We start from the raw sequence: 21,694 nt of genomic DNA on the forward strand, positions 1-21,694 counted from the left end.
CGCGTCACGCGTTTCGCCGTACTGTTGAGGGCGTGGAAGGTGTGCCGGTAACGGTGTCGATCGTGCGGAGCCGGGTCGAGGCGGAGCTGGCCGTGGGCCTGCTGCGCAGTCACGGCCTGCGGGCGACCTATGTCACGGACGACGCGGGTGGGCAGGAGCCACAACTGCAACAGGACGGCGTGCGGGTGCTGGTGGCCCCGGCCGACGAGGCCGAGGCCCGCAGCATCCTGGCGGACGTCGAGGACTAGCCGTTGTCCTGGTCGGCCACGAACGCGGCGATCCAGGCCAGCGGTGCGTTCCAGTTGATGGTGAGCTCGTTGGTCGACCACGACTCGATGTCGTCGATGTAGCAGAACTGCGGCGCGCAGCCCTGGAGCTTCTGCTGTGCCACCGGGTCCTGGATCGACGAGTTCGGGCCGCCGGACAGGGTTCCCGTGGGCGGGTTCGGCAGGTCCGGGTTGAGCTGGCGCGCGTACCACCGGCTGTGCTGGTTGTGGGACGCCACCTCGCCGTAACCGGTCACATAGGACTGGTTGAGCGCGTTGCGGCCCAGGATGTAGTCCATGGTCTCCACCACGCCGTCGCGGTACCGGTCCTTGCCGGTGATGTCGAACGCCGCCGCCAGCACGACCGCGTTGTTGAGCACCAGGTTGTTCGAGCCCCAGTCGTACGTGTTCTCCGCCGGCGCGTACGGGATGCCGTAGGGGTGCGCCGCCGCCGTCGCGAGGTAACGGTCGGCGCCCGCGACCACCGAGGCCCGCACCTTGCCCCGGCCGGGCAACCGGTTCGGCAGGGTGGCGAGCTCCAGCCGCCCGAGCTGGGCGGTGTGGCCCCAGTCGAAGCCGCGGTCCCGCCAGATGTCGGCCGTGTGGTGCGGCGAGGCGAGGATCGCGTCCCGGAACTCCCGTGCGCCGGTGGTGATGTAGAGCTCCGCCGCCGCCCAGTAGAACTCGTCGGTCACGTCGTCGTCGTTGTACGCGCCGCCACCCACGCCGTCGGCCGGGTCCGCGTAGATCGCGGGGTTGGCCTTCGCGGCGGCCCACGCCGCCTTGGCCGCGGCCAGGTTGCGCTGCGCGAAGCGCCGGTCGTAGGGCTGGAAGACCCGGGCCGCCTGCGCCGCGGTCGCGGCCAGGTTGAGCGTCGCCGCCGTCGAGACCGGATGCAGCTCGCGCCGCTGGGGGTCCAGGTGCGGCAGGAGCGGCAGGCCGGTCCAGGCCGCGTCGTGGATCTTGTGATGGGCCATTCCCGCGTACGGTTGACCGGCCGGCACCTGCATCTTGAGCAGGAACTCCTGTTCCCAGCGGGCCTCGTCGAGAATGTCCGGGACCCGGTTGCCGCTCTCCGGCAGGGCCAGCGTCCCGTCGCGCAGGGTCCGGACCTCGCCGGTTCGCGAGAACACGGAGCGCTCGTACTCACTCATCAGCTGGTGCACCGAGATGCCGCCGTTGACGACGTACTTGCCGTGGTCGCCGGCGTCGTACCACCCGCCCGAGACGTCCAGGGTGTAGTCGCAGACGCCGGGCTGGCACGGGACCGCGGTGTCGCCCTGGTTGGGCGCGACACCGACGTGGCCGGCCGGGCGCCCGTAGCCGGGTCGCAGGGCGTCGTCGATCGCGATCCCGCTGCGCTGGGTGTAGTAGAACTTCAGCGCGTCGATCCTGAGCCGCTCGTAGAAGTCCGTCCCGATGTCGAACGGCCGACTCGTCTCCCCGTCGGCGACCAGGGTGTAGCCTCTGCCCTTCCTCGCGTACGACGTGAACGAGATGCTCTGCACGTTCTGGCCCGACGAGGCGTCGACGCCGCGGGGCTTCGACACGCCGCGCGCCACGACGGTGCCGCCGGCGTTGCGGAGCTGCCAGGGCTGCGGCGTCGTCGCCTCGGTGACCAGCGTGGCGTTCTTCGGGCCCTCGAGCAGGTAGCCCACCTGGTTGACCCGCACCCGTGGCCCGGTGTCGGGCACGTACTCCTCCGGTTCGGCGCCGCCCTGGAGCGAGACGTTGTCGAGGCAGATGCGCCACGGGGTCGCGCTGCCGCCGATCTGGAACGCCACCTGCGCGTTGGGCAGGTCGACGGGAGACGTGAAGGTGTACGTGTAGTCGTTGCCGGAGACGCTGAGCTCCGGTGTCGCCGACAGGTACTGGGTGTACGGGTCGACCGGCAGCTGGATGAGCGCCTTGCCGACCCGGGCCGGCGTGGCGGTGCCGAAGAACCGGAACTCGTAGGTCTCCCCCGCGACCAACGGCACGTTGTCCTGGCCGATGATGGCGTCCCACGGGTTGATCGTGCCGCCGGGCACGTCCGCGCACAGCTGCCCGCTGCTGGAGTCCAGAGTCAGGTTGCCGGTCGCCCACCAGGGCGCGTGGCCGCTGTCGAAGGTGCCGTTGACGATCTGTTCGGGTCCGTCGGCTGCGGCCGGAGCGCCGGTCAGCGCGGTGCCGGCCAGCACGGCCACGACGACGGCGGCCAGGCGCCGCCAACGGTTCGACGAGAACACAGGGGATGGTCCTTCCGATGGCAGGGACGGTACATCGAAAGTCATAAGATTATTGGGAGCGCTCCCAATTCCTGCGATCGTGGCACTCGGCATAGTGTATGTCAATGGCTCGATCAGCCCGCCCAGCGATGATCATCACGGGCGGCGCCGGTTGGCCGGGCCAGGCTAGCGGCTCTCGATCGCGTCCAGGGCCGGCGCGGCGACGGCGAACGCCTCGTCGGTGAGCGCGGCCAGCCGTCGCTCGTCGTCGCCGGGCCGCCACCGCTCGAGCACCACGTCGAAGGCCAGCAGGGCCATTCCCGCCGCCATCCGCGGATAAGGATCGGTGTCCGGTCGGAGGTCGTGGCGTCGGGCCAGCTCGGCGGCCAGCGCGGCGCGCACCTCGGCCTGGCGTTCCAGCCAGCGCGCGTACAGGGCGGCGGTGTCCAGGATCAGCCGGACCACGACACGCGAGCGTTCGATGTGGTCGGCATGGTCGCCGTCGCACGCTTCGGCCAGGGGCGCCCAGATCGCCTCACGCAGGGCGTGGGACGGCGACTCGGTGCGCGGCCGCTCGGCCAGGGCGGCGGCGACCAGCTCGCCCATGTCGGCCAGGAACCGCACGACCACGTCCTCCTTGGACGCGTAGTAGCGGAAGAAGGTCCGTCGGGACATGCCGGCCGCCGCCACGATGTCGTCGACCGTCACCGTGTCGAATCCCTGGGTCGCGAGCAGCATCAGCGCCGCGTCCCGCAGCTCGTCGGCGACCAGCCGCCTTTTCCGCTCGGCCACGCTGCCGCGTGGGTGCTCCGCCATTCCACCATGCTACTTCATGCCCGTCTTGACACTCAGTGCCATGCGGGGCACCGTGGAGCGCATGACCGCTGATACTCATTGGACACCCGATCGGATCCCCGACCTGACCGGCCGCACCTTCGTGGTGACCGGAGCGACCAGTGGCCTTGGCCTGTCCACCAGCCAGGCGCTCGCCGCCCGTGGCGCCCGGCTGGTGCTGGCCGTCCGCGACGAGGCCAAAGCCCGCCACCGGTTCGGCGAGGCCGCGGAGATCCGCCCGCTCGACCTGGCCGACCTCGCCTCGGTCCGCGAGTTCACCAGCGGGCTGCACGACGAGCACCGGCACCTCGACGTCCTGGTCAACAACGCCGGCACGATGGCGACGCCGCACACGCTCAGTCCACAGGGCCACGAGCTGCAGTTCGCCACCAACCATCTGGGCCATTTCGCCCTCACCGGACTCCTGCTCGACCTGCTGCTCGCCGGCACCGACCCGCGTGTCGTCACGGTCACCTCGGTCAACCATCGCCAGGGCCGGCTGCCGTTCCCCCGGCCGACGCGGTATTCGCCGATGCACGCCTACAACGCTTCGAAGCTGGCCAACGCGGTGTTCGGCTACGAGCTGCACCGCCGGCTGACCGCGGCGGGCAGCCGGTTGAGCAGCATCCTCGCCCACCCCGGCTACGCGGCCACGAACCTGCAGACCAGCGCCACCACGCCGATGTGGCGTTTCCTGCTGGGCGGCGTCGGCAACCGCCTGCTCGCGCAGCGGGTCGAGCAGGGTGCCTGGCCGCTGCTCTTCGCCGCCACCGCCACGGAAGCGCGCTCGGGCCAACTGATCGCCCCGCACGGCCCTGGCGAGCTCCGCGGCCATCCGGCCCTGGGCAGACTCTCCGCGGCCGCGACGAACGTCCACAATGGTCAGCAGCTGTGGACCCTGTCGGAGGAGGTCACCGGCGTGCGCTTCGGTCACCTCGTCGACCGACGGAGGCCGACCCCGCAGGAGCCCACCTGACGCTGGCACGGCCATATCCCCCGGCCGAGGGAGCTCACCCCTTCCGCCGGGGGAGGAAAGCTCGCTCCAAGCCGGAGATCGTTGGCACATGCGCAGAAGGCTTGAGGTGCCCGGTCATGCCAACCCTTTCCGGGTCGCCGACCCGTCGCCGTGGGCCGTCGGAGCGGCCTACGCCGTCCCGCTCTGCGTCCTGCCGTCCGCACTCTGGCGTCTCTCGCTGGTGTTCACCGACGACGCCCCTGTGCAGTGGTACATGGTCCTGCTGTCCGCCCTGTCGATGGGCCTGGCCCTGGTGACGCTCGGGCTCGTGCATCGCTGGGGACAGCGGGTTCCGCTTTGGGTGCCCCGCCTCGGGGGTCGTCCGATTCCGGCACGTCCGGCCGTGCTCGTCGCGCTGGCCGGCGGGTCGTTGCTCATCGCCATCTGCGTATACCTGGCCCTGAACCAGAGGTTCCAGTTCGTGGAACGCGGTTGGGTCGGAATCGGCCGCGACGAACCGCTACATCCGGCACCTGGCTGGGAGGTGTTCCGGTACTACGCCCCTCTCGTGGCATGGGGTCCGCTCGTCATGGCCGTGGCCGCCGACTACGGTCGCCGCGCCGTCGCCGGCGCACACCACGAGAACGCGGTCCGATGACCACCCCGGTATCCGGCGAGGTTGAGTCGCGTCAACCGTTCGACGCCGGAAGGAGCCGCATGTTCACGTCTGCTTTGACCGCCATGCTGTCGCGTTGGCCGGCCTGGTCCGGTTACGCGGCGGCCGGCTTCTCACTCCTGTACGGCTGTCTTGGTGCGTACTGGACAGCCGGCGGTGACGGCTTCCCGTTCTCGCCGGTCGACCCGGACCACGCGTCGGGATCCATCCTGGAGGGCAGTCGCGTCGAGATCGTGGCGCCGTCCGTCGCCGTGCTGGGCCTGCTCGGCGCGGCCGTGGCGTTCGCGATGACGCGGCCCACCCGCCCCGGTCGCCTGTCGACGACGCTGGTTGGCTTCGGCTGGGTCGCGGCCGTTGGGTTGACCCTGCTCATCCCCGACTACACGCTCATCATGCTGGTGGCGTTCTCTCCGGTGCTGCTGGTCTTCGCGTTCACCGGCGTGCCCGGCCCCCAGGACGGCATCGGTGACATCCTGTACTGGCATCGCACGAACCTGATCATCATGTTCCTCGGCGGACTGCTGTGGGCCGCCGCCACGGTCGCCTACCGCCGGCGGGTCCGAGCCGCCTGTGTCCACTGCGGACGCCGTCCCGGGCCGGGCCGTGGACCGTCACGCCAAACCCTGTTGCGGTGGGGACGGTGGGCCGTGGTCGTCGCCTGCCTCGCCCCTCTGCCCTACGAGGTCACCAGGGTCGCCTGGTACCTCGGTCATCCCCTCGGGATACCCTCCGACTTCCTGCGGATGATGCAGGACACGCCGGGAATGCTCGAGGTCGGACTGGGCTGTGCGCTCGCCTCGGCCGTGGGCGGCGTGCTCACCCACGGTCTGGTGGCCCGATGGGGCGAGGTATTTCCCACCTGGGTCTGGTTCCGGGCGGGCCGGCCGGTCCCACCCCTGCTCGCCATCGTCCCGGCGTCGATCGTCGCGGTGACGATCATTCCCGCCGGCCTGATGTTCATCTGGACGAGCGAGGTCCGCGGCACCTGGGCGCTGTACGTCCCGAGCGCCTTCTGGACCCTCTGGGGGATCGCGCTCGGGGCGGCCACGCTCGCCTACCACCTTCGCCGGCGTGGCGCCTGCCGCCACTGCGGCCCGTCCCCGATCCCGAGGAGAGAAGATGGCGCGCGCCTATCTCGACAAGCAGCCGCATGAGGTCGCCGCGATGTTCGACGACGTCGCCGAACGGTACGACCTGACGAACCGGATCATCTCCTTCGGGCGGGATCGAAGCTGGCGGCGGGCGACGCGGAAGTCGCTGGCGTTGCGCCCGGGCGAGCGCGTGCTCGACGTGGGTGCCGGCACCGGAGTCTCCACCGGGGAGCTGGCGCGGTCGGGCGCGTACGCCGTCGGGGTGGATCTGTCGATCGGCATGATCCAGGCCGGTCGGCGCGTCCACCGCACGGTTCCGGCGATCGCCGGCGACGCGCTGCACCTACCGTTCCCGGACGCCACCTTCGACGCGGTCGCTACGCCTACCTGGTCGAGTCCGTCCAGCAATGGCCGAACCAGACGGTGTTGGCGGAGCGCATCGCGTCGGCCGGTTGGCGCGGCGTGAGCTGGCGCGACCTCACCGGCGGCGTCGCCGCGCTGCACCGCGCCACCCGCTGACCGGGCACCGTCGGCCCGCGCAGCACAAGGCATCGATATCCGTCGACTAGTCTGCTGCCAGGTCTTGGCGCGTCGAGTGGAGGTCCGGTGCGTGCCTATCGTGAGCTGTTCGCGGTTCCCGAGGTCCGGCCGCTGGTCGTGGCGGCCGTCGCGACGCGCATCGCCGCTCCGATGCTCACCCTCGCGCTGTTTCTCGCGGTGGTCGACGCCGGCCGGTCGTACGCGGCGGCCGGGCTGGTCCTCACCGGCTTCGCCGCAGCGCTGGCCCTGTCGGTGCCCGTCTCGGCCCGGCTGGTCGATCGGCTGGCACCGCGCCGGATCCTGCTCGTGTGGTCGGCCGGTCATCTGACGGCGTACGCCATCGCGATCCTCGCCCTGGCCCAGGGTTCGTCCACCGGCGTGCTCGTCGGTTGCGCCGTGGCGCTCGGCGTCACCGCGCCGCCGGCCGGCCCGGTCGTGCGCGCCACCTGGCCGGCGTTCGTGCCGCCGCACCGCTTGCAGACCGCCTTCGCCCTCGACGCCGTGATCAACGAGGCCATGTACGTCGCCGGCCCGCTGCTGGTGTCGATGCTGCTGCTGTTCGTCGACCCGGTCCTGGTCACGGCGGTCACCGGCCTCGTCATGCTGGGCGGCATCCTGGTGCTGGTGAGCACGCCCGGCGTCCGCCGACGCGCGGCCTCGGGCGGTGCCGGGCACCGGAACTACCTCGGTCCGCTCGCGAGCGGACAGGTGCGCCTCCTGCTCACGATCATCGCGTGTGACGCCTTCGCGTTCGGCGCCGTAATCGTCGCGGCTCCGGCGGCGGCCGCCGAGGCGGACTCCCCTGGCGCGGCGGGTCTGCTCGTCGGCGCGGTCTCCCTGGGCACGGTGATCAGCGCCCTCGTCTACGGCACCCGGCCGCGGACGACCTCGCTCGGCCGCCAGCTCATCGCGTTCCACGCCGTGTCCGCGCTGGTGGTCGCCGGCGCCAGCCTCGCACCGACGCTGCTGGTGCTCGGCATCGCGCTGCTCGCCGTCGGCCTGGTCGGCGGGCCTCGCGACACCGTGCACCAACTCGCCCTCGGCGAGGCGGCGCCGACCCCCTACCGCACCGAGGCGTACGCCTGGATGGGCTCGTGCATGTGGATCGGCTACGCGATCGGTTCCGGGGCCGCCGGCCACCTGATCAGCCTCGTCGGTGACGACGTCGAGGTCGCGTTCCTCGCCGCGGCCGGGGTGACGGCGCTCGCGGCGTCGCTGGCGCTGCTGGTGCGCCCCGCGCCGGCTAGAGCTGAACTGGCGGAGGCCACTCCAGCGGCGCCGTAAATCCAGGCGAGCGGTCGGAGACCACCAGGTCGAGCAGGCGGAGCCCGTCGTCCCGTTTCGTGTCCGGCGCCAAATCCGTGAGGTAGCGCCGCAACGGGGCGCACGTAGCCTCGCCGACCTCCGAGGTCAGGTCGTGGAGGAGCAGCGCGACGGTCCGCTCAGGGAAGTACCGGCGTTTCGCGACCGCGAGGAAGCGTGCGGCGAGCGCGGCGTCCACCACTCCGGCCGCCTGCGCCGCCTCGATGGCGAAGCGCAGGTTGACCAGCGGCTCGGAGAGCGCCCGCCCGGTCTCGTCGTCGTAGGTGATGGCGACCTCGTCGTCAGCGCTGACCCGCCCGGACTGGTAGGCCTCGTAGATCCGGCCGACACCGACCATGCCGTACGGCGCGCACTCCACCGCACGCAGCGCGCCGATGCTGGACGACCCGTACGTCCGGACGCCCGCGTCGATCGCCCGGAGCACCTCCTTCGGCGAGACGCTCAGGCTCTGGAAGAACGCGCCGTCGATGATGCCGATCGCCGGCGGCGGTGCCGCACGGCTCAGCAGCGCGTCGATGTCACCGCGCCGGACCGGCGGGAGGAACTCGATGTCGGCGCGCGCCAGGGCGGCCGCACCGTGCAGGCTCGGGCCGACGAAGACCACGGGACGGGTCATGCGGACGCCGGGACGAGCCGCCGCAGTGCCTGGTTCCAGGCGTCCGCCGCCCGCTGACCGAGCTTGGAGCGGTCGACCGCCCAGGACTCGAGACCGGGCACGACCACCCGCGCCACCCGGACGGGCAGGTCCGGCGGCGACAGGTCGACGACGATGACCCGGGACATCCCGCGGTCACGCAGCCGGGACACCATCAGTCTGATGTCGGTCACCACGTCGTCGCTGGGGTGGGAGGGAAGCTCGGCCAGCGCGACCCGCCGCTCGGCCGGGCGCCAGGCCCAGCCGTTGAGGTCGACGGTGGTGGCGCGCTTGGTGTGGTGCCGGTGCTTGGGCACGTTCGCGTCGGGGAGGTTGATGTCCTCGCGCATCGCCTGGATGTCGACCGCGCGGGACTGCGCGCACTCGGTCACCGCCCGGAGCATAGCGATCTCGATGTCGGGATGCGTGCCGTAGCCGCCGTACCCCTTGGACGTCGACGGACCGTTGTCCTCCGCGGACGCCGCCAGGACGCTCGGAATGCCGAGGTCGGAGGTGATCGACACGAGCCGCATGCTCAGCCCGGCCTCCTGGAACCGCTCCAGCAGGCGCGCGACGGTCGGCGGCGTGCTGGCGGGGTCGATGTGCGGGTGAAGCTGCCGAAGCTCGGCCACCTGCGCCGGCCGATGCGGGCCGGCCATCCCCGCGGCCAGGATGTGGCTGAGGCGCCCGCTCACGATCTCCGACAGGGTCAGCGCGTCCCGCTCGATCAGCTCGCACAGCGCGTGGCAGACCGCCTCCTCCAACGTGTTGCCGGAGGCCAGGCCGTTCGTGACGCCCAGCTGATAACACGGTGGTGCGCCGGGATCCGTCCCGTAGCAGACCGCGCTGGTGGGTACGAGCACCGTCTCCTCGCTCACCAGGTCGAAACCGGGCACCCAGTAGATCGGGAGGTGGTCGGCATACTGCGGCAGCAGGGCGATGTTGAGGTCTGCCGGGCGCATCGCCGGTGTGCCCGCGGACACCAGGTCGTCGTACGACGCGACGGTCGCCGGACGCAGCGGCAACCAGCCGGCGTAGCGCTCGACCGCCTCCATGACCGCCGACGTCATCGAGTCGATCGGGGTCAGCCCCTTGCCGGTATAGACGGACAGGACGTCGTCGGACCGCGGCACGATCGCGTTGTGCACCGGGATGCCGAGGCGGTCGAGGCCGGTGATGTCGGCGATCCGGGTGATGCCGATCCGGCGCAGGTGCGGGCGGACGCTGTCGAAGGTGTCCTCCGGGCTGCGCTCGCGATGAGCTCCGCGACCGCGCAGCTTCGGAGCCTGGTCTCGAATCATCGTCGTCAGGCGCGGACCGCCGGCCGCGAGCTTCCGCCCGCGGCCGTTCTCGGCTCAGTCCTGCTTGAGCGGCGCGGCGAAGGCGGCGCAGCCGGTGTCTCCGGCCGCGAGGCCCAGCTCCTCTTCCAGCAGGTGTTGCAGCTCGACCGGCGAGAGCTCAGCCAGCTCGACCGTTTCCACGTTTTCCCTCATGGCAGCTCCTCCCGTTGGGCGGCGGACTCCACCGCCAGCGCACAGAATCATATCGGGGAATGTCTCGATCTGTCTGCCGCTCGACGCCCGAAAGCCCGAGTCCGTGACAAGCTTCGAGCGTGCTGTACGACACCATCGGGGCCACCTACACCGCTACGCGGCGGACCGAGCCGCGGATCGCCGCTCAGCTCTGGGACGCGCTCGGTGACGCGCGGACCGTCCTGAACGTCGGGGCCGGCACCGGTTCCTACGAGCCGACCGACCGCGACGTCACCGCTGTCGAACCCTCGACACTCATGCGCGCGCAGCGCGGCGCCGGTGCGGCGCCTTGCGTGGCGGCCACGGCGGACAGCCTTCCGTTCGCCGACGACACGTTCGACGCGGCGATGGCGTTCGCGACCATCCACCACTGGCCGGACCCCGTCGCGGGCCTGCGCGAGCTGCGACGCGTGGCCCGCCGCGCCGTCGTGTTCACCCACGAGACCAGTGCCGCGGGTTGGCTGCACCGATTCTGGCTCACCCGCGACTACCTCCCGGAGGTCGGTGACCTCGTCGTCGGCCGGCCGTCGTTGGCCGATCTCGCCGACGCCGTCGGCGGCCGCACGGAGCCCGTGCTGATCCCGTGGGACTGCGTCGACGGCTTCTTCGAGGCCTACTGGCGCCGGCCCGAGGCCTATCTGGACGAAGGAGTGCGGCGCGGCACCTCCGTGTGGACCAAGATCGGGCGGGAGGTCGAGGAGCGGGCTGTGCGCCGGCTCCGCGCCGACCTCGCCTCCGGTCGATGGGCCGAACGCAACCACGAGCTGATGACCGCGGAAAAGGCCGAGCTCGGCCTGCGCCTGCTCGTCTTCTGAGCGCTTGACAATCCGGCTGACCCCGGTCGACGGTCAGCTTCCGCACCATCGCCGCGACCCGCGCCTGACCGGGATACGGGCTCGCCGTCTGGACCGCCTCGGCGAACGGCTCCGGCGATGCGTCGACGGCGTCCATGGACAGGGCAGCGACGGTGACCATGGCCCGCAGCAGCCGGTCCGTGTCGCACCACGCCGGTGCGGCCGCGCCGATCGTCGCCGCACTGCTGCTGATCAGCGCGAGCGCGTCACCGTCGTCGGCGTCCACCGTGGACATCGGGCCGCCCTGCCACGGGCGCTCGCCGAGCAGGCACAGGCCGGTGGTGGCCAGTGCGGTCAGGTCGGCGGTGCCGATCGCGCCGATCCGGCGGACCGGCGGGGTCAGCCCTTGGTCGAGCGCCTGGACCAGGGCCGCGACGACCCGGGGTGGACGCCGGACCCGCCCGCCGCGAGCTGGTTGACCCGCACGGCCAGCATCGCCCGCGCCTGCTCCGCCGGGACGAGGTCCCCGGCTCCGCAGGCGTGGCTGCGCAGGAGCCGCAGGCCGTTGCCACCGGCCGCCGCGGCGTGCTTGTTGGCGCCCACGGCCGTGGTGCGGCCGTAGACGGGGCCACCGGCGAGCCGCCGGGCGGCTTCGGAGGCCGCCGCGATCCGCTCCCAGCCGGTGTCTGTCACCCGCACCCCGCTGCCGCTCCGGGCCACCGTCTCGACGTCGTGGGCGCGCAGGGTGGTCCCGTCGACGTCGACGGACGGGCTCACGACGCGGGCGCTCAGCGCAGCGTGATGTCGTTGCACTGCTCGCAGACCGATGCCGGGACCAGGTTGGCCCGCATCAACGCCGCGAAGACGACACACCCGACGCAGAACGCGATCACCGACTCCAACGTCGCCGCGAGCAGGACGAGACCCAGGACGACCTTGCCCGCGGTGGCCAGCCCGAACCCGACCCACAGCACGGCCGCGGTCGTGGTGATGACGGCACCCATGCCCTGCGCGAACCGCTTGGGCGGCCCCGCAACCGGCTTGGCGGCAACCGGCAGGCGCGGCGTGACGAAGCGCGTCACGAACTGCCCGAGCGGCGAGAGCGTCGGGCCGGTGGCCACCCGGGCCAGGAACCCGTAGGCGATGACGACCGTCAGCCACCGCAGGTCGAAGATCAGCGCGAGGGCCGACATGACGACGACGCCGCCCGCGACCAGGCGCGCCGAGACCTCGTTGACGGGGTTCGGGAAGCTGAACAGGTCGCCTGCCACTTGTCACATCCTAGGACGAGGGGACCGCCAACGCCGCGAACACGGCGTAGGCGTGGGTCGACGCTGTGAGCGATGCCGAACGAGACGAGCGGCGGGTCGAGCGACACGGAGGTGAACGAGGTCGCGGTGAAGCCGGCCGGTGGCGGCCGGGCGCCGTCACCACGACGACGCCGGCCGCGTGGTGGCGCAGCAGGCCGCGGAACAGATCGGGTTCCACGGCGGACTGGTTCGTGGGTACGGAGGTGACGGTCATGCTGCGCCTCCCGCGTCGAGCACCGGCGGCGAGGCCCACGAGCAGCGCGCGTACGGCGACTTCGTGGAGAAGGACGCCCGCTACGCCCGCTGCGACGAGGTCCTCGAGATCGTGCGCCGGCTCTGGCAGGGCGACCAGGTCACCTATGCCGGCACTCATCTCACGGTCGAGGGGGCGACCCTGCCGCGCGTGCCGGAACCCGTGCCGCCCGTCTACTTCGGAGGGTCGTCGCCGGCCGCCGGGGTCGTCGCGGCCAAGCACGCCGACGTCTACCTGACCTGGGGCGAGCCGCCGGACGCCGTGGCCCACAAGCTCGACTGGATCCGCGACCTCGCCGCCCCACGGCCGATGCGGTTCGGCATCCGGCTGCACGTGATCACCCGCGACACCTCGGAGGAGGCCTGGGCGCAGGCCCGCAAGCTGCTCGACGGCATCGACGACGCCGACATCGCGACCGTGCAGGCGGGCCTGGCCCGCAGCGAGTCGGAGGGACAGAAGCGGATGCTCGCACTGCACGGCGGGCGACGCGACGACCTCGAGGTGTCGCCGAACCTGTGGGCCGGCGTCGGTCTGGTCCGCGGCGGTGCCGGCACGGCGCTGGTCGGCAGCCACCACGGGCATCGACGAGTTCATCCTCTCCGGACACCCGCACCTCGAAGAGGCGTACTGGTTCGGCGAAGGCGTGCTGCCCATCCTGCGCGCCCGCGGACGCTGGCGGCACCCGGCGGGCGACCAGGTGGACGAAGCCCCTGCGGTCCCGTTCGCCGCGGCGCGTTAGGACTGGTCCGGGAGCACCGCGATCGCCTCGATGGAGACCAGCAGGCCGTGCGGCAGCCGGACGTTGGCGGGCGCCGAGCGGGCCGGGGGCGGGTCGGGCATGTGCCGGGCGTAGACGGCGTTGAGCCGCGCGAAGTCGTCGACGTCGGCGTAGAAGATCGTCGTTTTCACCAGGTCGGCCAGGGAAGCGCCGGCGGTGGCCAGGACGGCGCTCAGGTTGCGCAGCGCCTGCTCGGTCTGCGCCTCCACGCCCTCCGGGATCGTCCCCGTCGCGGGGTCGATCCCGGCCGTGCCGGAGCAGAACACGAAACCGCCGGCCACGATCGCCTGGCTGTAGGGGCCGAGGGCGGCCGGCGCGCCGTCGGTCGAGATCGCTTGTCGAGTCATCCCGAGACTCTAGGAAGTCGCCGGGCCCGGTGGAGTCGTGTTCTGGACCGAGACGGGTTGGAGACTGCCCCGCGCACGCTTACGTACCCGGTGGGATGTTGTGGTTGATGCGGAACATGTTGCCCGGGTCGTAGGACCGCTTGATCTGGCGCAGCCGGCGATAGGCGTCCGGCTCGTACGCGCGCGCGACAGCATCGGGCGCCAGGTCGTACCCGGTCAGGAAGTTGGCCTGCTGGTGGCCCGTCGACCACAGCGCCAGCGCGCCCGAGATGGCGTCCAACGGCGCGCGGAACGTCTCCGTCATGCCGGGGCCGGCGCCGAACGCGCCTCCGAAGAGCTGGAAACCCGCGTCCCTGTTGCCGACCGCGTTCGGCACGCTCGGGTCGCGGCCCAGCGCGCCGCCGAGCTGACGGATCTCGATCATCCCGGCCGGGGTGTCGACGCCCGGTCCGGCGACGTCGACCAGCGCCTGCTCGGCCTCGGCGGGAAAATCGCTGAGCAGGGCCGACATCTCGTACGTCGGCACCGGGTCGAGCGGGTCCTGGTGGATGGCGGCGATCCCGGTGTACGGCATCTCGGCCACGGTGTCGATCAAGGCCGGCGCGGCCGCGCGCAGACCGGCGACGAGCCGTTCACCCTCGGCCGGCGGGCCGAGATAGGCGATGCGCACGTGCACGGTGAACCGCTCGCGCAGAGGTTCGGGCACGTCCAGGTGGTCCGGCAGGCGCATGAACGCGAACGAGAGGGTCAGCTCCTGCGGCCCGTCCGCGACGAGCCGGCGGAACGCGTCGAGCACCGCGTCGACGTGCTCGCCACCGAAGTAGATGCCGCCCCCGTACAGCTCCGTCATCGGCACCAGCTCGAGCTCGAGTGAGGTGACCACGCCGAAGTTGCCCTTGCCACCCCGGATCGCCCAGAACAGGTCCGGCTCGTGATCCTCGTCGATGTGCCGGAGCTCGCCGTCCGGGGTCACGATGTCCGCGGAGCGCACGTGGTCGGCGCCCCACCCGTACGTGCGACCAAGGGTCGAGCTCAGCCCGCCGCCGAGCGCGTAGCCGACCACGCCCACGTTGGGTGACGACCCGGCCAGCGGCGCCAGACCCTCCGGGAACGCCGCGTCGATCAGGGGTTTGGCGGTCACGGCACCACCGATCGTGGCCGTCCGCGACGGGGTGTCGACCTCGATGTCGTGGAGCCGCCGCAGGTTGACCATGACGGCGCCGTCCGAGGCGACGACGGCCCCGTGACCCGTCGCGACCGTGGCGACCGGCAGGTCGTTCGCGCCCGCGAAGCGCACGGCCGCCTGCACGTCGGCGACGGAGGTGGCACCGACGACGACAGCCGGGCGTTCGACCTGCGCCAGGTTCCAGGTCGCCGTCTCCACCGCGTACCCGTCGTCGCCGGGCGCGCGAACCGGGCCGGCGACCTCCGACGCCAACTGCCCGAGAGCGGCCTGATCGATAACGTACGTCATCCGTAGCCCCTTCTGGTCGCGTTGCCCGCTTGAGGCGAATCAACCCGGGGGGACGTGTCTCGACGTTATCCAGCCTCAGCCCGTGCCGCCCAGCATCGACCTGAGCTGGGACAGCAGGACCTCGCGCAGGTCTTCGGGCGCCGGAGCCGGACCGCGCTGCACGCCGAACACGATCAGCCCGGCCAGGCTGGCCAGCAGCAGGTCGGTCACGGCCTCGACGTCGTGGGCGGGAGTGAACTCGCCCCGCTCGACGCCTTCCCGCACGGCGGCCAGGAACGGCTGCCGGTAACGCGTCCGCACGCGGGCGCTGTGCGCTCCGAGGTCGTCGTCGCGCATGGCGGACCGCCAGAACTCGACGAGCATCTGGCGGGCGACCGCGGAGTTGTGCAGGCTGCGGTCCACCAACGCGAGCAGCCGGCGCCACGGGTCGGGCTCGGCCTCCGACACCGCCTCCAGCGCGACCACCTCGCGGTCGGTGAAGACCTCCATGGCCTCGATGACCATGTCCTCCCGCGACCCGAAGTAGTTCTGCAGCGTGCTGATCGCGACCCCGCTGGCCGCGGACACGTCCGTGAACCGCGTGCTCTCGTATCCGCGCTCCGCGAGCACGGTGGCCACCGCGTCCAGGACCGCGCCCCGCTTGGTGCCACCGGCCCGCCGTCGTCGCGTCACCACGGCGTCACACCCGCGGCGGGACGTTGTAGTTCCAGCGGAACATGTTCTGCGGGTCCCATGTGGACTTCGCCGTCCGGAGCCGCTCGTAGGTCTCACGGTCGTACGCCTTCCGCACGCCCTCGACCGTCGCGTCGGACGGTGCCAGGTAGCCCGGGTGCTTCGGGCTGTCCGGCGTCGTGAGCCGCCTGGTCAGCTCCAGCCCCCGGTCCCTCTGCCCCTCCAGCGGCGGTGCGCCGGGCGGCACCACGGTCAGGGCGAACAGCGCGAAGGCGACGTCCCGGCGCACGGCGTTCGGGTGCCGCGGCGGCCGGGCGAACGCGCCACCGAGCTGGGTCAGGTTGACCAGCGTGACATCCTTCGCGGCGTCGGGGCCGGCGAGCTCGAGGATCGCGTCGATCGCCGCCGGGGACAGCTCGTCCAGCATGGCGAAGTGCTCGACCGAGGTGGCCGGGTCGGTCGGGTCGTTGCCGATGACGGCGATGTCCCCCGCGGACATCGTCCCCACCGCGTCGACCAGCACCGGCGCGGCAGCCCGCAGCGGCGCGACCAGCGCGTCCCCGTCGGCGCCGAGGTACGCGAGCCGCACGAAGACGCTCAGCTTGCCCCGCATGAGCTCGGGGACGAACGGCAGGTCCGGCGCATGCAGGAGGACGACCGAGGACGTCAGCTCGTCGGGCGCCGTGGCGGTCAGCGTGCGGTAGGCCCGCAGGACCTCGGCCGCGTGCTCGCCCGCGAACTGCAGCGATCCCGCGTACAGCTCCGTGACCGGGAACAGGCTGAACTCCAGCGCGGTGACGACACCGACGTTTCCCTTGCCACCGAGCAGCGCGAAGAACAGGTCCGGGTCGGAGTCGGGCGTGACCCGGCGCAGCACACCGTCGGCGGTGACGACCTCGACGGCCTGGACGTGGTCGGCCGCGTAGCCGAAGGCACGGCCGAGGAGACGCTCACGCCTCCGCCGAGGGTGTAGCCGACGACGCCGACCTCGGGCGAGGAGCCCGCCAGCGGCGCGAACCCCACCTTGGCGGCCGCCTCGACGACCTGTCCCCACCGCACACCCGCTTCGACGCGTGCGGTCCGCCGGTTCTGGTCGACGTGCACGCCGGTCATCCGGCGGGTGGTGACCATGACGGCTTCGCGGGTGACGGACAGCGAGGGGCCGTGACCGGTGCTGAGCACCGCGACGGAGCGGCCTTCCCCATGGGCGAAGCGCACCGCGGCGCGGACGTCCTCCGCGTCGGTGGCGCCGACGATCACGTGTGGGTCGTGGGAGACCGTCGTGTTGAACACCGCGGCCTCCTCGCCGAAACCCTCGTCGCCGGGGAAGAGTACGTGATAGTCATCATTTGTGATAGTCACGATTCTGGACTAATTTTGCGGGTACACGGAGGGATCGAGGAGCCATGAGCACAGTCGAGTTGACCCGTTTCCGCGTGCCGGAGGCGCGCGCCGCCGCCCTGCTGGCCGCGCGACCGGCCATGCTCAGCGACTTCGAGAGCGACCGCGCCGGCTTTCTGGGTGCGCGACTGGTGCGGTTGAACGCCGAGGAGTGCCTGGACATCGTCCTGTGGAGCAGCCACGAGGACTTCGCCGAGTCGCGGCGCCGGGGAGCGAACAAGCCCGGGATCTCGGCGTTCTTCGAGCTGATCGCCGAGGTGGTCAGCTCCGAGGAGGGCACCACCGCCGACGTCGAGGGAGCTTCTTGATGCGCGCGGCATGGTACGACCGGCAGGGCCCGGCCCATGAGGTGCTCCAAGTCGGTGAGCTACCGGATCCGCGGCCTGGCCCGGGCGAGGTCCGCGTCAAGGTGTCGGTCTCCGGGGTCCACGTCGGCGACGTCGGCAAGCGGCAGGGTTGGTGGGGGTCGACGATGCCGTACCCCCGGGTGATCCCGCACGGCGACGGCGCGGGCACGATCGACGCCGTCGGACCGGGCATCCACCGGTCGCGGATCGGCGAGCGCGTCTGGGTCTACCTGGCGCAGTCGTACCGCCCGTTCGGCACGGCGGCCGACTACACGGTGGTCCCGTCGCACCACGCCGTGCCGCTGCCGGACGGCGTGCCGGACGAGCAGGCGGCCGGCCTGGGCATCCCCGGCATCACCGGCCACCGGGCGATCTTCGCCGACGGCCCGGTCACGGACCAGCGGGTGGTCGTCACGGGAGCGCTGGGAGCGGTGGGCCGGGCGGCGGTGGCCGTGGCACGCCGGGGCGGCGCCACGGTGATCGCCACGGTGCACACGAAGGACCAGATCGACCAGGCGCTGGCGGCGGGCGCACACCAGGCCGTCGACACCGGGTCGGGAGACGTGGCCGCCCGGATCCTCGAACACACGGGCGGCGAGCCGGTCGACCGGGTCGCCGAGCTGGCGTTCGACGCGAACCTGGCGACGAACCTGGAGATCCTGGGCTACAACAGCGTGATCGCCACGTACGCGACGGGCTCGACCGAGCCGCGGATCCCGTTCTGGCAGCTGGGATTCAAGAACGTCACGGTCCGCTTCCTGAGCAACGACGACTTCCCGGAGAAGGCGAACGAGGCGGCGGCCAAGGACCTGACGGCGGCGCTGGCGGCGGGCGACCTGCGCTATCCGATCGCGGCCCGACTGCCCTTGGCCGACATCGCCGACGCCCACGACCTGACGGAGACGAGCGCCTCCCGAGGCCGGGTGGTCGTGGACCTCGACGCCTAGTAGCGCCGGCGTGAGCAGCCACCACAACACAACCTGTGCCGCGATGCCGACGACGTAACAGAGTGCCGATCAATTGGCATGTCACCTCCGTCGTGGGTCGTATGGGTGACGACGGAGGTGATGGTGGACGGCGATGTCGACCCGCACGAGCTCTACCGCGTCGCGGCGCCCCGGCTCACGGCTCAGCTGTTCGGCCTTGCCGGGGACAATGCTGAGGCGCAGGATGCCGTGCACGAGGCGTTCGCGCGCGTGCTCGCGCGACCGGCTCTTCTGCGCGGGGTCGCAAGCCCGGTGGCAGTCCGATCCCCCAGGTCTCCGTGACCAGCTACGCGGTCGCCGGCGACCTGGACCACCTCTACGTCCCGGTGCGCGACTGCCGCTCGCAGTGCGTCGACCTCGTTGCCGCCACCGCGGACGGCGGTCGCACCTGGACGCCGGCCGTGATGCCCGGCGGCGGGACGAACGACTCCCGGTTCCTGCTCGCGGCGGCCGGCGAGACGGTGGTCGCCGCCGTCCGGGGCGCGGACGCTCACGGCGGCCGGACAGCCGCCTACTCGACCAGCACCGACGCGGGACGCACCTGGCGGCCGGCCCCAGTCGCCGAGGTCGACGAACTGCCCGCCGACTGGGTGTTGGTCGAGGTGCTGCGGGACCGGCTGGTCGGCCTGGATCCCGACACCGGCGACCTTGCCAGCGTGGCGCTGCGGGTCGTGGAAGCCCGGGTGCTCGCCACCCCCACCGACCGATGGGTGTTCGGCTACACGGGCCGCGGGCCGGCCGACCAGCGCGGCAAGCAGCGCTTCATCGGCACGTCCCTGGCCGTCAGCCGCGACGGCGGCCGCACCTGGAGTGTCCGCACGCTGCCCAAGGACGACGTGTTCAGCGATGTCACGGTGGCGAACGGCAAGCGCGCGTACGCGGTGAGCCTGCGACCGGAGTTCGGCCTGTGGACGTCGGACGACGGCCTCACCTGGACGACGTTGGGGACGCCGGTTCTGCGTCTGTAGGCGGTGTCAGGTCGCTCTTCGTCTCGGGCACGACGAGCACCGGGCAGAGGGCGTGGCGCAGCACGTGACGGGTCGTCGACCCCGGGCGGCCGCGAAGGCCGCTGCCGCCCGATCCGACGACCACGAGGCGCGCGCCGGAGGACAGGTCGGACAGCATCGCGGCCGGCGGTCCCTCGACCACCAGGCCGTCGACCGGCACGTCCGGGTTCGCCTCGGCGAGCGCGGACACCGCCCGCTGGAGGGTGCGTTCAGCACCGCGGTAGGCCTCGGTCCGCGGCCAGCTCTGCGGCCGCGTGGTCGCCGGGCCGACGCGCACCGGCCACTCGAAGACGTCGACGAGCCGCACCCGACACGTCCACCGCCGCGCCTCTTCCAGCGCCAACGCGACCGCCGCCCGCGAGCCGGCTGAGCCGTCGTACCCGACAAGGATCGTCTCGCGGTCCATGACGACCACCCCGCTTCGAGCGTCTCCGAACAGGCCGTGCGGCCGCAACCGGCAATGGTCATGTCCCGCCGGGACTACTGGCCGCATGCCGTGACCAAAGATGCGGACGGGGCGCTTCGGGACAGCGAGAATGGCGGGATGGTCCGTCGGCCCGCGCTCCGGTCGCTGTTTCCGGGCGTCGGCGTCCTGCGCCGGTACGAGCGCCGGTGGCTGCGCGGCGACCTGGTCGCGGGGGTGACGGTCGCCGCCTACCTGGTGCCGCAGGTGCTGGCCTACGCCACGGTCGCGGGACTGCCGCCCGTCACCGGCCTGTGGGCGATCCTGCCGGCACTGGCCGTGTACGCCGTGCTGGGAAGCTCTCGCCTGCTGTCGATCGGGCCGGAGTCGACGACGGCGCTGATGACCGCGGTCGTCGTCGGGCCACTCGCCGCGGGCGATCCCGGGCGCTACGCGGGCCTGGCCGCCGCGCTCGCCGTCGTCGTCGGCGGCCTGTGCCTGATCGCCTGGCTGGCGCGGCTGGGCTTCGTGGCCGACCTGCTGTCCCGGCCGATCCTGGTCGGCTACCTCGCCGGCGTCGCCTTCATCATGATCGTCGGCCAGCTCGGCAAGCTCACCGGCGTACCCGTGCGGGGTGAGTCGTTCTTCGGCCAGTTTGGCTCGTTCCTGAGCCACCTCGGTGAGGCCCACGTCGCGACCGTGGTGTTCGCCGCCGTCGCCCTGGCGTTCCTGTTCGCGGTGCAGCGCCTGGTGCCGCTCGCCCCGGCCCCACTGCTCGCCGTGCTGCTCGCTACCGCGGCGGTGGCGATCTTCGATCTCGAACGTCACGGGATCCGGGTGATCGGCGCCGTTCCGACCGGTCTGCCCACCCCGTCGATGCCGTCGCTGGACGAGTTGCGGCATCTGATCCTGCCGGCGGCCGGCGTGCTGCTGGTCGGCTACACCGACAACATCCTGACCGCACGGTCGTTCGCCGAGCGCGAGGGCACGCCCGACCGCCACGGGATCGACGCCAACCAGGAGTTCGCCGCGCTCGGTGTCGCCAACGTCGGAGCCGGCCTGCTGCAGGGCTTCCCGATCAGCAGCAGCGGCAGCCGCACGGCACTGGCCAGCGCCGTCGGCGCCCGCACGCAGCTCTACTCCCTGGTGACGCTCGCGCTCGTCGTGGCCACCCTGCTGTTCCTCGGCCCGTTGCTGACCCACTTCCCGACGGCGGCGCTCGGCGCGATCGTGGTGTATGCGGCCGTCCGCCTCGTCGACGTCGCCGGCTTCCGTCGGCTGGCCCGGTTCCGGCGCAGCGAACTGCTGCTGGCGCTGGGCGCCTTCGTCGGCGTGCTGGCCGTCGACATCCTCTACGGCGTCCTGCTCGCCGTCGGGCTGTCGGTCGCCGAGATGCTCTTCCGGGTGGCTCGGCCGCACGACGCGATCCAGGGACTGGTGCCCGGCCTCGCCGGCATGCACGACGTGGACGACTACCCCCAGGCACACACGGTGCCCGGCCTGTTGATCTACCGATACGACTCGCCGCTGTTCTTCGCGAACGCGGAGGACTTCCACCGCCGGGCCCTGGCCGCGGTCGACCAGCAGCCCGAGCCGGTCGCCTGGTTCGTGCTCAACACCGAGGCCAACGTCGAGGTCGACATCACCGCGCTGGACGCGATGGACCGGCTGCGCCGCGAGCTCGAGGCGCGCGACATCGTCTTCGCCCTGGCCCGGGTCAAGCAGGATCTGCTCGACGACCTGACGACCTACGGGATGGCCGATCGGGTCGGCCCCGACCGGATCTTCCCGACGCTGCCGACGGCCGTCAACGCCTACCAGCACTGGCGTACGGAGCGCGGCCGCCCGGCGTGATGCGGACACC

Annotated in this window: 21 protein-coding genes and 6 pseudogenes; 13 read left to right on the forward strand and 14 right to left on the reverse strand. The window is 72.0% G+C overall.

The genetic code is table 11. From position 1 onward, the window contains the following. Nucleotides 1-32: 32 nt before the first annotated feature. Nucleotides 33-248 (forward strand): DUF2007 domain-containing protein, encoded by a 216-nt coding sequence (locus AB0J88_RS37060; protein WP_364738155.1) that lies wholly within the window; start codon nt 33-35, stop codon nt 246-248. Here AB0J88_RS37060 and AB0J88_RS37065 read toward each other — a convergent pair. Continuing rightward, nucleotides 245-2,494, reverse strand: coding sequence for a glycoside hydrolase family 9 protein (locus AB0J88_RS37065; protein ID WP_364359690.1), 2,250 nt, complete (start codon nt 2,492-2,494; stop codon nt 245-247). The two genes, AB0J88_RS37060 and AB0J88_RS37065, sit on opposite strands and share 4 nt — an antisense overlap. A gap of 165 nt (nt 2,495-2,659) precedes the next feature. Then, nucleotides 2,660-3,289 (reverse strand): TetR family transcriptional regulator, encoded by a 630-nt coding sequence (locus tag AB0J88_RS37070; RefSeq protein WP_364359693.1) that lies wholly within the window; start codon nt 3,287-3,289, stop codon nt 2,660-2,662. Between the two features lie 61 nt (nt 3,290-3,350). Between AB0J88_RS37070 and AB0J88_RS37075 the strand changes: the two genes are divergently transcribed. The 5 genes and pseudogenes from AB0J88_RS37075 to AB0J88_RS37095 all read left to right on the forward strand — a co-directional run bounded on the left by AB0J88_RS37075 (nt 3,351) and on the right by AB0J88_RS37095 (nt 7,853). Then, nucleotides 3,351-4,283, forward strand: a complete 933-nt coding sequence (locus tag AB0J88_RS37075; RefSeq protein ID WP_364359696.1) for an oxidoreductase — start codon at nt 3,351-3,353, stop codon at nt 4,281-4,283. A gap of 88 nt (nt 4,284-4,371) precedes the next feature. Continuing rightward, entirely contained in the window at nt 4,372-4,920 is a 549-nt protein-coding gene (locus tag AB0J88_RS37080; protein WP_364359699.1) for a hypothetical protein, read from the forward strand. A gap of 59 nt (nt 4,921-4,979) precedes the next feature. Then, nucleotides 4,980-6,092: an NYN domain-containing protein gene (locus AB0J88_RS37085; RefSeq protein ID WP_364359702.1), complete on the forward strand. Its 1,113-nt coding sequence runs from the start codon at nt 4,980-4,982 to the stop codon at nt 6,090-6,092. Further along, a pseudogene (locus tag AB0J88_RS37090) lies at nt 6,058-6,548 on the forward strand (class I SAM-dependent methyltransferase). The gene AB0J88_RS37085 and the pseudogene AB0J88_RS37090 overlap by 35 nt, the downstream one beginning before the upstream one ends. Nucleotides 6,549-6,635: 87 nt before the next feature. Continuing rightward, nucleotides 6,636-7,853, forward strand: coding sequence for an MFS transporter (locus tag AB0J88_RS37095; RefSeq protein ID WP_364359705.1), 1,218 nt, complete (start codon nt 6,636-6,638; stop codon nt 7,851-7,853). On the opposite strand, the gene AB0J88_RS37100 is transcribed toward AB0J88_RS37095, so the two are convergent. The 3 genes from AB0J88_RS37100 to AB0J88_RS37110 are packed head-to-tail and all read right to left on the reverse strand — an operon-like array spanning nt 7,813 to nt 10,019. Next, nucleotides 7,813-8,508 (reverse strand): TfuA-like protein, encoded by a 696-nt coding sequence (locus AB0J88_RS37100; protein WP_364359708.1) that lies wholly within the window; start codon nt 8,506-8,508, stop codon nt 7,813-7,815. The two genes, AB0J88_RS37095 and AB0J88_RS37100, sit on opposite strands and share 41 nt — an antisense overlap. Beyond that, entirely contained in the window at nt 8,505-9,827 is a 1,323-nt protein-coding gene (locus AB0J88_RS37105) for a YcaO-like family protein (RefSeq protein ID WP_364359711.1), read from the reverse strand. The genes AB0J88_RS37100 and AB0J88_RS37105 overlap by 4 nt, the downstream gene beginning before the upstream one ends. Before the next feature lie 54 nt (nt 9,828-9,881). Further along, nucleotides 9,882-10,019: a hypothetical protein gene (locus AB0J88_RS37110; protein ID WP_364359713.1), complete on the reverse strand. Its 138-nt coding sequence runs from the start codon at nt 10,017-10,019 to the stop codon at nt 9,882-9,884. A 122-nt stretch (nt 10,020-10,141) separates the two neighbouring features. Between AB0J88_RS37110 and AB0J88_RS37115 the strand changes: the two are divergent. After that, nucleotides 10,142-10,873, forward strand: a pseudogene (locus AB0J88_RS37115) (class I SAM-dependent methyltransferase); the annotation flags it as partial. A gap of 88 nt (nt 10,874-10,961) precedes the next feature. Here the strand turns inward: AB0J88_RS37115 and AB0J88_RS37120 are convergent. The 3 genes and pseudogenes from AB0J88_RS37120 to AB0J88_RS37130 all read right to left on the reverse strand — a co-directional run. Continuing rightward, nucleotides 10,962-11,725, reverse strand: a pseudogene (locus AB0J88_RS37120) (aromatic amino acid lyase); the annotation flags it as partial. Then, the gene (locus AB0J88_RS37125) at nt 11,641-12,123 is read right to left on the reverse strand and encodes a DUF4395 domain-containing protein (RefSeq protein ID WP_364359716.1); all 483 of its coding nucleotides are present in this window, start codon (nt 12,121-12,123) and stop codon (nt 11,641-11,643) included. The pseudogene AB0J88_RS37120 and the gene AB0J88_RS37125, both read right to left, overlap by 85 nt. Nucleotides 12,124-12,185: 62 nt before the next feature. Next, nucleotides 12,186-12,376 (reverse strand): annotated as a pseudogene (locus tag AB0J88_RS37130) (flavin reductase family protein); the annotation flags it as partial. A gap of 21 nt (nt 12,377-12,397) precedes the next feature. Here AB0J88_RS37130 and AB0J88_RS37135 point away from each other — a divergent pair. Then, a pseudogene (locus tag AB0J88_RS37135) lies at nt 12,398-13,154 on the forward strand (LLM class flavin-dependent oxidoreductase); the annotation flags it as partial. Here AB0J88_RS37135 and AB0J88_RS37140 read toward each other — a convergent pair. The 5 genes and pseudogenes from AB0J88_RS37140 to AB0J88_RS37160 all read right to left on the reverse strand — a co-directional run. Then, nucleotides 13,151-13,540, reverse strand: coding sequence for a Rid family detoxifying hydrolase (locus tag AB0J88_RS37140; RefSeq protein ID WP_364359719.1), 390 nt, complete (start codon nt 13,538-13,540; stop codon nt 13,151-13,153). The pseudogene AB0J88_RS37135 and the gene AB0J88_RS37140 sit on opposite strands and share 4 nt — an antisense overlap. 79 nt (nt 13,541-13,619) lie before the next feature. Next, the gene (locus AB0J88_RS37145) at nt 13,620-15,014 is read right to left on the reverse strand and encodes an FAD-binding oxidoreductase (RefSeq protein ID WP_364359722.1); all 1,395 of its coding nucleotides are present in this window, start codon (nt 15,012-15,014) and stop codon (nt 13,620-13,622) included. Nucleotides 15,015-15,089: 75 nt separating this feature from the next. Next, a complete protein-coding gene (locus AB0J88_RS37150; protein WP_364359725.1) occupies nt 15,090-15,689 on the reverse strand; it encodes a TetR/AcrR family transcriptional regulator in 600 nt (199 codons plus the stop codon). A gap of 4 nt (nt 15,690-15,693) precedes the next feature. Then, nucleotides 15,694-16,563: a BBE domain-containing protein gene (locus AB0J88_RS37155; protein ID WP_364359728.1), complete on the reverse strand. Its 870-nt coding sequence runs from the start codon at nt 16,561-16,563 to the stop codon at nt 15,694-15,696. A 74-nt stretch (nt 16,564-16,637) separates the two neighbouring features. Further along, nucleotides 16,638-17,048, reverse strand: a pseudogene (locus AB0J88_RS37160) (FAD-dependent oxidoreductase); the annotation flags it as partial. A 44-nt stretch (nt 17,049-17,092) separates the two neighbouring features. Here AB0J88_RS37160 and AB0J88_RS37165 point away from each other — a divergent pair. The 4 genes from AB0J88_RS37165 (at nt 17,093) to AB0J88_RS37180 (ending at nt 19,388) form a co-directional block, all read left to right on the forward strand. After that, nucleotides 17,093-17,395, forward strand: coding sequence for a hypothetical protein (locus AB0J88_RS37165; protein ID WP_364359731.1), 303 nt, complete (start codon nt 17,093-17,095; stop codon nt 17,393-17,395). Further along, complete coding sequence (locus AB0J88_RS37170) at nt 17,395-18,381, forward strand: NADPH:quinone reductase (RefSeq protein ID WP_364359734.1); 987 nt, start codon at nt 17,395-17,397, stop codon at nt 18,379-18,381. Before AB0J88_RS37165 ends, AB0J88_RS37170 begins: the two co-directional genes overlap by 1 nt. Nucleotides 18,382-18,486: 105 nt before the next feature. After that, nucleotides 18,487-18,702 (forward strand): hypothetical protein, encoded by a 216-nt coding sequence (locus AB0J88_RS37175; RefSeq protein WP_364359737.1) that lies wholly within the window; start codon nt 18,487-18,489, stop codon nt 18,700-18,702. Next, nucleotides 18,699-19,388 carry an exo-alpha-sialidase gene (locus tag AB0J88_RS37180; RefSeq protein WP_364359741.1) on the forward strand — a complete coding sequence of 230 codons (690 nt, stop codon included), beginning with the start codon at nt 18,699-18,701 and terminating at the stop codon, nt 19,386-19,388. Before AB0J88_RS37175 ends, AB0J88_RS37180 begins: the two co-directional genes overlap by 4 nt. On the opposite strand, the gene AB0J88_RS37185 is transcribed toward AB0J88_RS37180, so the two are convergent. After that, a complete protein-coding gene (locus AB0J88_RS37185; protein ID WP_364359744.1) occupies nt 19,348-19,833 on the reverse strand; it encodes a universal stress protein in 486 nt (161 codons plus the stop codon). The two genes, AB0J88_RS37180 and AB0J88_RS37185, sit on opposite strands and share 41 nt — an antisense overlap. 138 nt (nt 19,834-19,971) lie before the next feature. Here AB0J88_RS37185 and sulP point away from each other — a divergent pair, with 138 nt between their 5' ends. Beyond that, nucleotides 19,972-21,684, forward strand: coding sequence for a sulfate permease (gene sulP / locus AB0J88_RS37190; RefSeq protein WP_364359747.1), 1,713 nt, complete (start codon nt 19,972-19,974; stop codon nt 21,682-21,684). Nucleotides 21,685-21,694 lie beyond the last annotated feature (10 nt).

Source organism: Asanoa sp. NPDC049475, assembly GCF_040676915.1.
GTDB lineage: Bacteria > Actinomycetota > Actinomycetes > Mycobacteriales > Micromonosporaceae > Asanoa.

Excerpts from the sequence above, each read along its gene's own strand:
- AB0J88_RS37080 (WP_364359699.1), top strand. The coding sequence starts at position 4,372 with ATGCGCAGAAGGCTTGAGGTGCCCGGTCATGCCAACCCTTTCCGGGTC.
- AB0J88_RS37170 (WP_364359734.1), top strand. The coding sequence starts at position 17,395 with ATGCGCGCGGCATGGTACGACCGGCAGGGCCCGGCCCATGAGGTGCTC.
- AB0J88_RS37085 (WP_364359702.1), top strand. The coding sequence starts at position 4,980 with ATGTTCACGTCTGCTTTGACCGCCATGCTGTCGCGTTGGCCGGCCTGG.
- AB0J88_RS37100 (WP_364359708.1), bottom strand. The coding sequence starts at position 8,508 with ATGACCCGTCCCGTGGTCTTCGTCGGCCCGAGCCTGCACGGTGCGGCC.
- AB0J88_RS37105 (WP_364359711.1), bottom strand. The coding sequence starts at position 9,827 with ATGATTCGAGACCAGGCTCCGAAGCTGCGCGGTCGCGGAGCTCATCGC.
- AB0J88_RS37185 (WP_364359744.1), bottom strand. The coding sequence starts at position 19,833 with ATGGACCGCGAGACGATCCTTGTCGGGTACGACGGCTCAGCCGGCTCG.
- AB0J88_RS37075 (WP_364359696.1), top strand. The coding sequence starts at position 3,351 with ATGACCGCTGATACTCATTGGACACCCGATCGGATCCCCGACCTGACC.
- AB0J88_RS37165 (WP_364359731.1), top strand. The coding sequence starts at position 17,093 with ATGAGCACAGTCGAGTTGACCCGTTTCCGCGTGCCGGAGGCGCGCGCC.
- AB0J88_RS37140 (WP_364359719.1), bottom strand. The coding sequence starts at position 13,540 with ATGACTCGACAAGCGATCTCGACCGACGGCGCGCCGGCCGCCCTCGGC.
- sulP (WP_364359747.1), top strand. The coding sequence starts at position 19,972 with ATGGTCCGTCGGCCCGCGCTCCGGTCGCTGTTTCCGGGCGTCGGCGTC.
- AB0J88_RS37070 (WP_364359693.1), bottom strand. The coding sequence starts at position 3,289 with ATGGCGGAGCACCCACGCGGCAGCGTGGCCGAGCGGAAAAGGCGGCTG.
- AB0J88_RS37145 (WP_364359722.1), bottom strand. The coding sequence starts at position 15,014 with ATGACGTACGTTATCGATCAGGCCGCTCTCGGGCAGTTGGCGTCGGAG.
- AB0J88_RS37110 (WP_364359713.1), bottom strand. The coding sequence starts at position 10,019 with ATGAGGGAAAACGTGGAAACGGTCGAGCTGGCTGAGCTCTCGCCGGTC.